The organism is Rhodococcus sp. NPDC003318 (genome assembly GCF_042879035.1).
Classification (GTDB): Bacteria; Actinomycetota; Actinomycetes; order Mycobacteriales; family Mycobacteriaceae; genus Rhodococcus_G.
Map to the genome: position 1 here is coordinate 25885 of NZ_JBIAOU010000025.1, position 13571 is coordinate 39455.

The following is a 13571-nucleotide window of genomic DNA, read 5'->3' on the forward strand; positions in this document are numbered from 1 at the left end:
GCGCACCGAATGGTACCGGTGCGCCCCCGACATGTCCGCAGCGGGCGGACGTTCGTGGTGCGCCCTGCAACACCAGCGGCGCCTACGGCATCGCCAGGAAGAGCAGGACAGCCGACATCACCACCGTGACCGCGGCCAACATGGCAAGGACGAACCTCGCGCGCATCACCCGATCGTCCGCATCACGCGGCGCGAGCAGATGCGTACTCGACAGAGTTCGCGAATTCATCATCTCTCCCCTTGTCGGTGGTCGACAATGCGAGCGTTCCACCCTCGACGCGGCGGCAACAGGGCCGAAGGTCCCTGTCGCGTCGGGCCCGGCGATGATCGCCCCCGACCGGGCTCCGGCACGGAGCCGTGAACGACGACGGCCCCCGACCTGCGTACACAGGTCGGGGACCGTCGCGTCCCACGGGCGCTGCAACGAAAAAGGCCCCGCCACCAGCACTGGGCTGGTGGCGGGGCCTTCGCGGCTCCCCCGGCTGGACTCGAACCAGCAACCGTCCGATTAACAGTCGGAAGCTCTGCCAATTGAGCTACAGGGGATTAACCTTCGGCAGCCGCTCGCTCTCGCTTGGCTGCGGAACAGACTTTAACCCATAGACCCACCCTGGTACCAAATCGCCTGCCCATCGGCCCGTCAGGCACACTGTGTCAGGCCGTTCGACAGGAGGGAAAGCAGTTCATGTTGCGCTTGTTGATCGGGGTCGCGGCGGGTTACGTGCTCGGCACGAAGGCCGGCCGGGCCCGCTACGAACAGATCACCCGGACCACGAAGGCGATCGTCGAGAGCCCGGCGACGAAGAAGGCGATCGAGGTGGGCAGGCAGAAGCTGTCCGACAGCCTCAGCCCGCAGCCGAAGCTCGAACCCCTGAAGCCGATCGACGAGAACACGCAGCTATACGTTCCCCGCGACCGCCTGTAGGACCCGAACGCGCTCCTCAGAGGTCCTCGGCGTTGTCCCCCACGGCCTGCTCGAGGAGGCTGCGCCGGTACTGCTCGAGTGCGACGAGGTCGCCGAACAGCGACATGTACTCGTCGGGGCTGTCGGCCTGCGACATCCGCTGCAGGCGCGACTTGAGGTCGGCGACCTGCTGACCCACCCAGACCTCCTGCAGGCGCGCCAGGACCCGCGGAATGTAGTCCGGGACGTCGGCGGCCCGGATCGGTTCGACGGCCAGTTCCGTGACCAGTGACTGCAGGGGGTCGGCCAGTTTCGCAACGGCGTCCATCCACTCGGCGCCGCCGAGTCCGGCGGCCGTCCCGCCCGCGTCGGCCATCGCCTGACGCACCAGCGCGTACGCGGGATGGGTGAACGTCTCCAGGGGCAGCGAGTCGAACACCGACCCGGCGATCGACGGGTACTGCAGCGCCGCTTTGAGCGCGTCCCGCTGCGGCCACAGAGTGGGGTCGCGCGGGTTGGGGCGTGCCGGTCCGGCGGGCGCGGCGGGAGGCTGGGATTCCTCCCGGAACCGGTTGTCCGACTGCGTCTTCCCACGCCGGGACGCGGCGCGACGAGACTCGTCGCGGACCCGCTTGACGACGGCGGAGATGTCGTCCCAGCCGACCCAGCCCGCGAGCTGGCGTGCGTAGTCCTCGCGGAGTGCGGTGTCCTTGATCCGGGCGACCACCGGGACGGTCCGCCGCAGCGCCTCGACCCGGCCCTCCGCGGTTTCCAGGTCATGTTCCGCGAGAAGGGATCTCACGACGAACCGGAACAACGGGACGCGCCGGGCGACGAGGTCGCGCACGGCGGCGTCACCCGACGCCTGCCGCAGCTCGCACGGGTCCATGCCGTCGGGTGCGACCGCGACGTACGTCTGGCCGGCCATCTTCTGGTCACCCTCGAACGCCTTCATCGCGGCCGCCTGCCCCGCCGCGTCGCCGTCGAAGGTGTAGATCACCTCGCCGCGGAAGTAGCTGTCGTCCATCAGGAGTCGGCGCAGCATCGCGAGGTGGTCGTCGCCGAACGCGGTGCCGCAGGCGGCGACGGCGGTGGTGACCCCGGCCAGGTGCATCGCCATCACGTCGGTGTAGCCCTCGACGACGACGGCCTGGTGTCCCTTGGCGATGTCCCGCTTGGCCAGATCGAGACCGAACAGCACCTGGGACTTCTTGTACAGCATGGTTTCCGGGGTGTTGATGTACTTGCCCGGCATGGTGTCGTCGTCGAAGAGCTTGCGGGCGCCGAACCCGATGACGTCGCCGCCGAGGTTGCGGATCGGCCACACCAGGCGTCGTCGGAACCGGTCGATCGGAGTCCCGCGCTTGCCGGGGGTCGCAAGCCCGGCGTCGATGATCTCCTTCGCCTCGAACCCCTGCGTCATCAGGTGTTTGGTCAGGGTGTCCCAGCCGTCGGGCGCGTACCCGCAGCCGAAGGTCAGCGCGGCCTGCCCGTCGAAGTTGCGTTCGGTCAGGTAGTCGCGGGCGGTCTGCGCGTCGGGTTCCCGCAGCCGGGCCGCGTAGAACTGCTGCGCTGCCGCGTTGGCGGCGACGAGACGCGCCCGGGTGCCGCGGTCGCGCTGCACCGACGGCCCGCCGCCCTCGTAGGAGATGGTGTAGTTGATCCGGTCCGCCAGCTGCTCGACCGCCTCGACGAACGAGATGTGTTCGATCTTCTGCAGGAACGAGTAGACGTCGCCGCCCTCCCCGCAGCCGAAGCAGTGGAAGGTGCCGTGGTTGGGGCGGGCGTGGAACGACGGGGACTTCTCGTCGTGGAACGGGCACAGACCCTTCATCGAGTCTCCGCCGCTGTTCTTGAGCGCGACGTACTCCCCCACGATGTCCTCGATGCGGGTGCGCTCCCGAATGGCCGCGATGTCACGTTCAGGGATTCGGCCGGCCACGTCGAACAGTCTAGGGTGTGCCCGCCGCTCCCGATCACCGGCCGCGGGTGCGGGACGAGGACCTAGGATTCGCGGCATGTCCCCCATGCGCAGGTGGCTGCGACGCAGCCTGATCGGTCTGGCCGCGCTCGTCCCGGCCGGCGTCTGCGCGTTCTTCGCGTTCGCGCCCGGCCTGGTCGAGCGCGGCAGGAACAAGGTCGTCGCGGCGGATCTGCCCGAGATCGACGAACCGACCCGCGCTCTGCACGAGAGCCTCCAGATCGCGGACATGCACTCCGACACCCTGATGTGGGACCGCGACCTCCTCGCGCGGTCCTCGCGCGGTCACGTGGACCTACCGCGCCTGCAGGAGGGCAACGTGGCTCTGCAGGTCTTCTCGTCGGTCACGAAGTCGCCGAAGGGTCAGAACTACGACGCCAACTCCGCCGACAGCGACAACATCACGCTGCTGGCCGTCGCGCAGCTGCAGCCGCCGCGTACGTGGAAGTCGCTGCTGGAGCGTTCGCTGCACCACGCGGACAAGCTGACCGTCGCCGCCGCGAACTCGGGCGGGCAGCTACGGCTGGTGCGCACGCGCGGCGACCTCGAATCGCTGCTCGCCGACCGGTCGGCCGGGCGCAGCGTCACCGGGGCGCTGTTCTCGGTCGAGGGACTGCAGAACCTGGAGGGCCGGATCGAGAACGTCGACAGGCTCTTCGACGCAGGGATGCGCATGGCGGGCTTCACGCACTTCTTCGACAACGAGGTCGCCGGCTCGATGCACGGTGAGGTGAAGGGCGGGCTGACCGACTTCGGCCGCGAGGTGTTCGCGGAGATGGAGCGGCGGGGGGTCGTCGTCGACCTCGCCCATGCCAGCCATCCGGCGATGGCGGAGATGCTGGCGCTGGCCACGAAGCCGGTGGTGGCCAGCCACGGTGGCGTGCAGGCCACGTGCAACGTCAACCGCAACCTGACGGACGCCGAGATCCGCGGTGTCGCCGAGACCGGTGGCGTCGTCGGCATCGGGTACTGGGACGCCGCGGTGGGCGAGACGACCCCGGCCGCCGTGGTCGACGCGCTCGAGCACGTCATCGCCGTCGGCGGGCTGGAGACGGCGGCGCTGGGCAGCGACTTCGACGGCGCCACCACCGTCGGCTGGGACACCGGCAGGATCGCGGTGATCACCCAGGAGCTGCGCAACCGGGGGCACGGCGACGACGACATCCGGGCGATCATGGGCGGCAACACCTTGCGGGTGATGGCGCAGGTGCTGCCCAAATAGGTGGCTACGCCAGTGGTGGGGGGGGGGGCGGGGGGGCCCCCCCCCCCGCCCCCCCCCCCCCGCCCCCCCCCCCCCCCCCCCCCCGCGGGCGGGCCCGGCCGCCGCCCCCTGGGGGGCTTTCGGGGGCCCCCCCCGGGGGGGGGTGGGGGGGGGGGGGCCCCCAATTTGGGGGCCCCCCGGGGGGGGCCCCCCCCCCCCGCCCCCCCCCCCCCCCGCCCACCACTGCGGCGGAGCCGCCCTACCCCCAGGACGCCTGGGCGCCGAGGCTCTGCTTGTCGACGCGTTCGAGGCGGCTCTCGGTGTACGAGGCGATCTGGTCGACGATGACCCGCGTCCGGGCCGCGTCGTCGGCGGCGCGCTCCCACGCGGGCAGCAGGATCGGGTCGAGGCAGCTCGGTGCGGTCTGTTCCAGCCACTGTGCGACGCGGTGGATCCGGTCGCGCTGCCGATCCTGCTTGGCCCGGTGCCCGGGGTCGGACATCACGTACCGCAGGGCGACGGTCTTGAGCAGCGCCACCTCGGCGCCGACCACCGGCGGGATCTCCAGGTCGGCCGCGTAGCGCGACAGCGGCGCACCGCCGGCCACCTCGCGGGTGGCGGACACCGCGGCGGTGGCGAACCGGCCGACGAGCTCGCTGGTCAGGTTCTTCAGCGCCACCGACGACGTCAGCGTGCCGTCGTAGCGGCCGACCGCGACGACCACCGGCAGCCGCGACAGCCGTCCCGCCGCCTCGACCAGGTCGTCGACGACCAGCCCGCGGAACTCGGCGGCGCCCATCTCGGCGAGCGCCTTCTGCTCGACCGGGTCGGCGAGCGCACGCAGGTCGATGCGGCCGGCGATCACGCCGTCCTCGACGTCGTGCACCGAATACGCGACGTCGTCCGCCCAGTCCATCACCTGAGCCTCGAGGCAGCGCCGCACCCCCGGGGCACCCTGGCGCACCCAAGCGAGAATCTCCGCGTCGTCGTCGTACGCCCCGAACTTCGCACCGGGAGACGGTCGGGTCCACGGGTACTTGATCGCCGAGTCGAGGGCCGCGCGGGTCAGGTTCAGCCCGACGCTGCGCTCGTCCGGGTCCAGGACCTTCGGTTCCAGGCTGGTGAGGATCCGCAGGTTCTGTGCGTTGCCCTCGAATCCGCCGCAGTCGGCCGCGACCTCGTCGAGGGCCTTCTCGCCGTTGTGCCCGTACGGCGGGTGCCCGATGTCGTGCGCGAGGCCGGCCAGGTCGACGAGGTCGGGATCGCAACCGAGACCGTCCGCGATGCCGCGGCCGATCTGTGCGACCTCGATCGAATGCGTCAACCGGGTGCGTGGGGTGTCGCCGTCCCGCGGCCCGACGACCTGGGTCTTGTCCGCGAGCCGGCGCAGCGCGGCGCTGTGCTGCACCCGCGCCCGGTCCCGGGAGAAGTCGCTGCGCGGCGCGGTGGCACCGGGCAGGCCCGCTCGCTTCGGCCCCTCGGGCACGCGCCGCTCGAGGTCGTGCGCGGTGTACACGGCCGCGGTCACTGGCCGGCCGTGTACGGGAAGTCGGCCGAGAAGTGGGTCAGCTGATACCACAGCAATGCACCTGTCTCCCTCGCGATTCCGTGCAACTGCGACTCCCTCGTGTAGACGGCCGGGCCCTGCCGCGTCGGCGCGGTCCACGCCTCGAGGCCGGCGTCGCGGGCCATGGTGCGGGTCCGCAGCGAATGCCACGGATCACTGACCAGGACCGCGGAGTTCATGCCGTTCTCCCCCATCACCCGGCTCACCCCCTCGATGCTGCGCAGGGTGTCGGAGCCCTCCTCGACCGCGATGATCGACTCCTCCGGAACCCCACGCGAGACCAGGTAGTTCTTGCCCGACGCCGCCTCGGTGTACAGGTCGCCGACCTGTTTGCCGCCGACGGTCACCACGGTCGGGGCCACGCCCTGCTCGAACAGTTTCACCGCCTGCTCGAGCCGCGCCTCGAACACCGACGACGGGGTTCCCGAGTACTGCGCCGCCCCGAGCACGACGATCGCGTCGGCCGGTCGCGTGTCGTTGATCCGCGCCACCTGCCACACCCGCACCGCGGTGCCGCCGACGAGGAGCAGCCCGATCAGGATCGCCCCCGCCACCGCGCGACGGGCCCACCGGCCCACGGTGCCCGAGAACCCGAGGCGCTCGTCGTCCCGGGGGCCTGCTCCTGCGTAACTCACTCCCCAAGTCTGCCAGCCGTTCCCCGCGGCCCACACGCGCGCCGCGCCACCGGCGGCCGGCCGGACCCCACGACGCGACGGGAATCCGGTCCCTGCGGATAGATTCGTGGGCATGCCCGTCGCACATGCGCGTGTCCCAGGCGGTTCCCGGTCCGTGATCACCGCCGCCCTGGGGTCGCTGCTCGCACTCTTCGCACTGATCACACTGCCCGCGGTCGCGGCCGCCGAGGCCCCGCTGCGGCTGCCGACACAGATCACCGACCAGGCCGGGGTGCTCGACGACGACCAGCGTGCCGACGTCCAGGCGGCGCTGGACGGCCTGTTCGACGAACATCACGTGCAACTGTGGGTGGTGTACGTCGACAGTTTCGACGACACCGACGCCGACGGCTGGGCTCGCGGTACCGAGCAACTCAGCGGCCTCGGGGCCGAGACCGCACTGCTGGCCGTCGCGACCGAGGACCGTGCGTACTCGCTCAGCGTCCCGTCCGGCGTCACCGGCGTCACCGACTCCGAACTCGCCGGCATCGAGCGCGATGCCGTCGTCCCGGCACTGCGTCAGGACGACTGGGCGGGCGCCGCGGTCGCGGCCGCCGGTGGACTGGCCGACGCGTTGTCGCCGAGTGGGTCAGGGCCGGCCGTGAGGTACCTGGTGATCGGCGCGGTCGTGGTCGTCCTGGTGGTCGGTGCGCTGCTCTACACCCGCCGTCGCACGAAGACCTCCGGGCCGCACGGTGGCGCGGTCCCCGCCGACATCGACTGGACCGACCCCGCGACGCTGGAGACGCTGCCGATCGCCGCACTCGACGCTCGCGCCAAGGAGGTCCTCGTCGACACCGACAACGCGATCCGCACCAGCGAGGAGGAACTCGCCCTCGCCCGCGGCGAATTCGGCGACGCGGCGACCGCGCCGTTCAGCGCCGCGCACCAGGCGGCGAAGTCGGCACTCGCGTCGGCGTTCGAGATCCGGCAACGCCTCGACGACGACATCCCGGAAACGCCCGAGCAGCAACGCGACATGCTCGTCGAACTGATCGCCACGTGCAGCCGCGCCGATCGCGAACTCGACGACCGGGTCGCCCAGTTCGACGGCATGCGCGATCTGCTGATCGACGCGCCGGCGCGGCTCGACACCCTGACCCAACGGCTCGTCGAGATCACCGTGCGGATCCCGGAGTCGGAGTCGACGCTGGCCGCGCTGCGCACCCAGTTCCCCGCTTCCGCGCTGGCGTCGGTGGAGCGCAACATCGAACTCGCCCGCGAGCAACTGGCGTACGCGGACGAGAACGTCACCGCGGGACGCGAAGCCGTCACGTTGCCCGTCGGCAAGCAGGGACCGGCCGTGATCGCGATCCGCAGCGCGGAGGCCGCCGTCGACCAGATCCGGGACCTGCTCGACGGCATCGACCATGCCGCCGAGAACATCCGCGCGGCCGCCGCGACACTGCCCGCCGCGATCGAGGACGCCCGCACGGACATCGCGTCCGCCGACGGCCTCGCCGCTCACGGCGGCGCGGAACTGGCCGCGGCTCAGGCGAAGGCGCGCGAGGCCCTCGCGAAGGCGGAGGCGAACCGGGAGAGCGACCCGCTGGGCGCCCTCACCGCGCTCACCGACGCCGACGGCGCACTCGACGAGGTGCTGGCCACCGCGGCCGAGGCGAAGACACAGTCCGAACGCGCGGCGCAGCGGCTGACGCAGGACATCACGGCGGCGAACGCGCTGATCACCGCGGCCACCGACTTCGTCGCGACGCGGCGCGGGGCGGTCGGTGCGGAGGCCCGCACGCGGCTGTCGGAGGCGCAGCGCCACCTCGACGCCGCGCGGCAGTTCTCGCAGTCCGACCCGTCGCGAGCGTTGCAGCACGCGAGGGCGGCGGGAGATCTGGGCGGGCGGGCGATGCGGCTCGCGCAGTCGGACGTGCAGCAGTGGGAGGCCAGCCGGCGACCGCAGTCGTCCGGAGTGAACACCGGCGCGGTGTTGGGCGGCATCCTGATCGACTCGATGATCCGCGGCAGCCGGGGCGGTGGCGGCTGGGGCAACCGCGGCGGCGGCGGTCACCGCGGCGGGCGCGGGCCGGGCTCGTTCGGCGGTTCGGGCAGCTCCGGACGCATCGGGCGCAGCGGCCGCTTCTGAATGAATGCGACTCCGTCGCAGTGGTGCACTTTCGGAGGTCCGGGCCCGGGAAAGTGCACCACTGCGACGAAGTCGCGCGCGCCTACGCCCCGATCAGACGCTGGGCGAGGTAGCCCTCGACCTTGTCGAGCGAGACCCGCTCCTGCTCCATGCTGTCGCGCTCGCGCACGGTGACGGCCTGGTCCTCGAGGGTGTCGAAGTCGACCGTGATGCAGAAGGGGGTGCCGATCTCGTCCTGGCGGCGATAGCGACGGCCGATCGCGCCGGCGTCGTCGAACTCGACGTTCCAGTTCTTGCGCAGCGCTGCCGCGAGGTCCTTGGCCTTCGGGGACAGCGCCTCGTTGCGGCTCAGCGGCAGGACCGCCGCCTTGACCGGCGCGAGTCGGCGGTCGAGACGCAGCACGGTCCGCTTGTCGACGCCGCCCTTGGCGTTCGGGGCCTCGTCCTCCTGGTAGGCGTCGACGAGGAAGGCCATCAGCGAGCGGGTCAGGCCGGCCGCGGGCTCGATGACGTACGGGGTGTAGCGCTCACCGGTCGCCTGGTCGAAGTACTTCAGGTCCTGACCCGACGACTCCTCGTGCACCCGCAGGTCGTAGTCGGTGCGGTTCGCGACGCCCTCGAGCTCGCCCCACTCGCTGCCCTGGAACTCGAACCGGTACTCGATGTCGACGGTCCGCTTCGAGTAGTGCGACAGCTTGGCCTCCGGGTGCTCGTAGAGGCGCAGGTTGTCGGGGTTGATGCCGAGGTCGGTGTACCAGGCGAGGCGGGTGTCGATCCAGTACTGGTGCCACTGCTCGTCCTCGCCCGGCTTGACGAAGAACTCCATCTCCATCTGCTCGAACTCGCGGGTGCGGAAGATGAAGTTGCCGGGCGTGATCTCGTTGCGGAAGCTCTTGCCGATCTGGCCGATACCGAACGGCGGCTTCTTGCGCGAGGTGGTGAGCACGTTCGCGAAGTTGACGAAGATGCCCTGCGCGGTCTCGGGACGCAGGTAGTGCAGTCCCTCCTCCGACTCGACCGGGCCGAGGTAGGTCTTGAGCATCATGTTGAAGTCGCGGGGCTCGGTCCACTGCCCGACGGTGCCGCAGTCGGGGCACACGAGGACGTCCATCGCGACGTCGTCGGGGTTGTCGAGGCCCTTCTTCTCGGCGTACGCCTCCTGCAGGTGGTCCTGACGGTGGCGCTTGTGGCAGTTCAGGCACTCGACGAGCGGGTCGTTGAAGACGCCGACGTGACCGGACGCGACCCACACCTGACGGGGCAGGATGACCGAGGAGTCGAGGCCGACGACGTCGTCGCGGCTGGTGACCATCGACCGCCACCACTGCTTCTTGATGTTCTCCTTGAGCTCGACGCCGAGCGGTCCGTAGTCCCAGGCGGACCGGGTACCGCCGTAGATCTCACCGCACGGGAAGACGAGTCCTCGACGCTTGGCGAGGTTGGCAACGGTTTCGACCTTGGACTTGGGTGCCACTGGGAAAGCTCTCCATCTGGGTAATAGATGCCGTGTGGGTAGGGGGCCTAGCGTTCCCCAGCCTATCCGTCGGGACCCCCGTCACCCCAATTTGGTTTGACATGCATACTCGTGCATATCAAAATGGATACGGTTTGCAATAAGGTGTCGATGCGGAACCCGATTCCGGCAGGGATTCGACCGCACCACGATCGACCACACGACCACCGCCGAGCCGAAGGAGCGCGCGTGAGCATCACCGATGCCGACGACCTGCGCGACCATCCCGGCGAGCACGAGCCGAACCTCTCCCCACCCCCCGCGGTCGTCCCCGGCCGGGAAACCCTCGACACCGCGGGCGACATCCTGCGCGCGCTCGCGGCGCCGGTCCGGATCGCCATCGTCCTCCAGCTCCACGAGGCGCAGCGCTGCGTGCACGAGCTCGTCGACGCACTCGGGGTGACGCAGCCGCTGATCAGTCAGCACCTGCGAGTCCTCAAGTCCGCGGGCGTCGTTCGCGGCGAACGTTCGGGACGCGAGGTCGTGTACCGGCTCGTGGACGACCACCTGGCCCACATCGTGGTCGACGCCGTCGCCCACGCCGAGGAAGGACAGTGACGTGACCGAGAAGCCCGGCCAGCGCACCCCCGTCGCCGTGGGAGTGCGCGCGACCAAGCAGCGCAGCGCCATCTCGGCACTCCTGGACGAGATCGACGAGTTCCGGTCCGCGCAGGATCTTCACGACGAGCTCCGCAAGCGCGGCGAGGGCATCGGCCTGACGACCGTGTACCGGACCCTGCAAACCCTCGCCGACGCGGGCGCCGTCGACATGCTGCGCACCGACACCGGCGAGTCGGTGTATCGCCGCTGCTCGTCCGGCCATCACCACCACCTCGTGTGCCGGTCCTGCGGGTTCACCGTCGAGGTCGACGGCCCGGAGGTCGAGCAGTGGTCGCAGACGATCGCCGACGCGAACGGGTTCACCGACGTCAGCCACACCGTCGAGATCTTCGGGACCTGCCGCACCTGCAGCGCCTGACCGCTCGCCGCCCACGCAAGGCGTCAACCAAGGGTTGACGATCGTCATGCGTCAACCTAGAGTTGACGCATGACCGAACCGACGCCTCTCACCCCGAAGATCCGGCTCGACGACCTGATCGACGCGATCAAGAAGGTGCACACCGACCCGCTCGACCAACTGTCCGATGCGGTGCTGGCGGCCGACCACCTCGGCGACGTCGCCGACCACCTGATCGGCCACTTCGTCGACCAGGCCCGACGCACCGGTGCGTCCTGGACCGACATCGGCCGCAGCATGGGCGTCAGCAAGCAGGCCGCGCAGAAACGGTTCACCCCCAAGGATCCCGGCAACCTCGACCCGAACCAGGGCTTCAACCAGTTCACCCCGCGCGCCCGCAACGTCGTGGCCGCGGCCCACAACGAGGCGAAGGCCGCGGGCGCCACCGAGGTCACCCCCGCACACCTGGCCCTCGGTCTGTTGAGCGAACCGGAGTCTCTCGCGATCCTGCTTCTCGCCAGGCAGTCGGTGACCGTGGAGGCCGTCCGGGAGGCCGTCACCGCGACGCTGCCCGCCCCGGTCGTCGAGACACCCGAACTGCTCCCCTACGACGCCGCCGCCCGCAAGGCACTGGAACTGACCTTCCGGCAGGCACTTCGTCTCGGCCACAACTACATCGGCACCGAACACATTCTCCTGGCACTGCTCGAGGTCGAGGACGGCAACGGCCCCCTGGCCGGGGTCGGAGTCGACCGGGACCGTCTCGAGGCCGACCTCACCGCCGCCCTCGAGGCACTGAGCCCGAAGCCGGCGAACTGACCCGCGCGTCTCGCCCGGTGGTGCAGATTCGGACCCTGCGACCTCCGTTTCTGCACCACTGCGGCGGAGCCGCTACCGGAACAGCCGACGCAGGAGCGCCTGCGCCCGGTCGGTGTACGGCGGGTAGGCGAACCGGGGGTCGGGCCTGAACGGCTTGACCAGCACGGCCTTTCGATGGCTGAGCTCCTCGAACCCCCACCTGCCGGTGTACCGGCCCGTCCCACTGGCGCCGACCCCGCCGAAGGGCAGCTGCGGGGCCGAGTACTGATAAATCAGCTGGTTCACCACCATGCCGCCGGCACTGACCTCGGCGAGTACCCGGCGACGGGTGTCCGCCGAGCGCGTGAACACGTAGGCGGCCAGGGGTTTCGGTCGGGCGTTGACGAATGCGATGGCCTCGTCCACGGTGTCGATCGCCAGCACCGGCAGGATCGGGCCGAAGATCTCCTCCGTCATCAGCGGTTCGTCCACCTCCGGATCCACCAGTACGGTCGGCTCGACCGTGAGGCTCGACCGATCCGCTCCCCCACCCAGCGCCACGGTGGCTCGCGTGGACGCGAGGTATCCGGCGATCCGGTCGAAATGGCGTTCGTTGACGATCCTCACGCCCGGCGTCGGAGCCTCGGCTCGGAACTCCTCGAACGTCGAACCGAGGCGATCGACCAACTCGTCGCGCACCGCCCTCTCGACCAGTAGGTAGTCGGGAGCCATGCAGACCTGCCCGGAGTTGAGCAGCTTCGCCCACGCGATCCGGCGAGCCGTCACCTCGAGATCCGCGTCGGCGGTGACGATCACCGGGCTCTTACCACCCAGCTCCAGCGTGACCGGGGTGAGGTGTGGTGCCGCCGCGGCCATCACCTTCCGCCCGATGTCGGTGCCCCCGGTGAAGAAACAGTGGTCGACGCCCTGGGCGAGCACTGCCTGGGTGACCGCTCCGTCACCCTCGACCACGACGACCGCGTCGGAGTCCAGATACTCGGGAACCAACCGTGCGAGCAGCCGTGATGTGGCCGGGGTGAGCTCGGACGGTTTGATCACCGCACAGTTGCCTGCGGCAACGGCCGCGACGAGCGGGTTGAGTGCCAGGGTCACCGGTGCGTTCCACGGAACGACGATCAGTACCACCCCGAGCGGCTCGTGCTGCACCCACCCGACCGCGGGCATCATGTTCATCGACAGCGGGCGCAACCTGCGGCGCATCCAGCGACGTACCCGGGCACGGGCGTACGCGGCTTCCGACCGGGGCGAGGACCCATCCAGCAGCCACGTCTCGAACGCGTCGCGCCCGAGGTCGTCGGCAAGCGCCTGCGCGATCTCGTCTTCCCGCTCGACGACGAGTCGCTCGATACCCGCGAGTTGGGCGATCCGCCACCGCGCGGATCTGGTGCGTCCGGTCGCGAACGTGCGCCGCAGGTCGGCCACGACGCGCCCGACGTCAGCGGGCGTCTCGACGATCCGGGTTCCCTGATCGATTCCCATCATCGCCACCTCGGCTCGGCTGCGGAATCTTCCCCGCCCACGGGAACCGCTCGACGGTGGGTTCCTCCCCGGGCGGCGGATTCCCGACCGACGATACGACGGTTCCGATCCGGCCGACAGCATCGTTCGCCGGGGTAGCAACCCGTCGGCACGACGAGGTGGTTGACCGTCAGTCGTAGGTGACGCCGGTGATCGCCGAGATGACGTCGAGCAGGTGCGCGACCACGTACCCGAACAGGGCCAACCCGAGGGCCACGATCGATGCGAGGGCGATCCACGCGAGCACGCGGATCGGTGCGCCCGCTTCGGTCCGGCCACCGAGGATCCGGAAGAACAGAACGACGAGATCGATCAGTCGAACCAGCATGATCATCGACGGA

Annotated in this window: 13 protein-coding genes and 1 tRNA gene; 6 read left to right on the top strand and 8 right to left on the bottom strand. The window is 70.3% G+C overall.

Annotation, left to right across the window (positions count from 1 at the left end; translation table 11 throughout):
* Positions 1 to 82: 82 nt before the first annotated feature.
* Positions 83 to 229, bottom strand: a complete 147-nt coding sequence (locus tag ACFYVR_RS24355) for a hypothetical protein (protein ID WP_387478126.1) — start codon at positions 227 to 229, stop codon at positions 83 to 85.
* Positions 230 to 473: 244 nt separating this feature from the next.
* Positions 474 to 546 (bottom strand) — tRNA-Asn (locus ACFYVR_RS24360).
* A 139-nt stretch (positions 547 to 685) separates the two neighbouring features.
* Here ACFYVR_RS24360 and ACFYVR_RS24365 point away from each other — a divergent pair.
* On the top strand, positions 686 to 925 hold the full coding sequence (locus ACFYVR_RS24365) for a hypothetical protein (protein ID WP_387478129.1): 240 nt from the start codon (positions 686 to 688) through the stop codon (positions 923 to 925).
* 16 nt (positions 926 to 941) lie between these two features.
* Here ACFYVR_RS24365 and dnaG read toward each other — a convergent pair whose 3' ends face one another.
* Positions 942 to 2846 carry a DNA primase gene (gene dnaG / locus ACFYVR_RS24370; protein WP_387478132.1) on the bottom strand — a complete coding sequence of 635 codons (1905 nt, stop codon included), beginning with the start codon at positions 2844 to 2846 and terminating at the stop codon, positions 942 to 944.
* Positions 2847 to 2922: 76 nt separating this feature from the next.
* Here dnaG and ACFYVR_RS24375 point away from each other — a divergent pair, with 76 nt between their 5' ends.
* The gene (locus tag ACFYVR_RS24375) at positions 2923 to 4107 is read left to right on the top strand and encodes a dipeptidase (RefSeq protein ID WP_387478135.1); all 1185 of its coding nucleotides are present in this window, start codon (positions 2923 to 2925) and stop codon (positions 4105 to 4107) included.
* 238 nt (positions 4108 to 4345) lie between these two features.
* On the opposite strand, the gene ACFYVR_RS24380 is transcribed toward ACFYVR_RS24375, so the two are convergent.
* Both ACFYVR_RS24380 and ACFYVR_RS24385 read right to left on the bottom strand, forming a co-directional pair.
* Positions 4346 to 5614 carry a deoxyguanosinetriphosphate triphosphohydrolase gene (locus ACFYVR_RS24380; protein WP_387478138.1) on the bottom strand — a complete coding sequence of 423 codons (1269 nt, stop codon included), beginning with the start codon at positions 5612 to 5614 and terminating at the stop codon, positions 4346 to 4348.
* Positions 5611 to 6231: a YdcF family protein gene (locus ACFYVR_RS24385; protein WP_387478235.1), complete on the bottom strand. Its 621-nt coding sequence runs from the start codon at positions 6229 to 6231 to the stop codon at positions 5611 to 5613. The genes ACFYVR_RS24380 and ACFYVR_RS24385 overlap by 4 nt, the downstream gene beginning before the upstream one ends.
* Before the next feature lie 169 nt (positions 6232 to 6400).
* Between ACFYVR_RS24385 and ACFYVR_RS24390 the strand changes: the two genes are divergently transcribed.
* Positions 6401 to 8422 (top strand): TPM domain-containing protein, encoded by a 2022-nt coding sequence (locus ACFYVR_RS24390; protein ID WP_387478140.1) that lies wholly within the window; start codon positions 6401 to 6403, stop codon positions 8420 to 8422.
* Between the two features lie 82 nt (positions 8423 to 8504).
* Here ACFYVR_RS24390 and ACFYVR_RS24395 read toward each other — a convergent pair whose 3' ends face one another.
* A complete protein-coding gene (locus ACFYVR_RS24395) occupies positions 8505 to 9896 on the bottom strand; it encodes a glycine--tRNA ligase (protein ID WP_387478142.1) in 1392 nt (463 codons plus the stop codon).
* 228 nt (positions 9897 to 10124) lie between these two features.
* On the opposite strand from ACFYVR_RS24395, the gene ACFYVR_RS24400 reads away from it, so the two are divergent.
* From ACFYVR_RS24400 to ACFYVR_RS24410, 3 genes are all read left to right on the top strand, one after another.
* On the top strand, positions 10125 to 10493 hold the full coding sequence (locus tag ACFYVR_RS24400) for an ArsR/SmtB family transcription factor (RefSeq protein ID WP_387478144.1): 369 nt from the start codon (positions 10125 to 10127) through the stop codon (positions 10491 to 10493).
* A 1-nt stretch (position 10494) separates the two neighbouring features.
* Entirely contained in the window at positions 10495 to 10914 is a 420-nt protein-coding gene (locus tag ACFYVR_RS24405) for a Fur family transcriptional regulator (protein WP_387478146.1), read from the top strand.
* Between the two features lie 69 nt (positions 10915 to 10983).
* Entirely contained in the window at positions 10984 to 11712 is a 729-nt protein-coding gene (locus ACFYVR_RS24410; protein WP_387478148.1) for a Clp protease N-terminal domain-containing protein, read from the top strand.
* 72 nt (positions 11713 to 11784) lie between these two features.
* Here the strand turns inward: ACFYVR_RS24410 and ACFYVR_RS24415 are convergent, their stop codons facing one another.
* A complete protein-coding gene (locus tag ACFYVR_RS24415) occupies positions 11785 to 13191 on the bottom strand; it encodes an aldehyde dehydrogenase family protein (RefSeq protein WP_387478150.1) in 1407 nt (468 codons plus the stop codon).
* A gap of 169 nt (positions 13192 to 13360) precedes the next feature.
* Complete coding sequence (locus ACFYVR_RS24420) at positions 13361 to 13564, bottom strand: hypothetical protein (protein WP_387478152.1); 204 nt, start codon at positions 13562 to 13564, stop codon at positions 13361 to 13363.
* Positions 13565 to 13571: the final 7 nt, after the last annotated feature.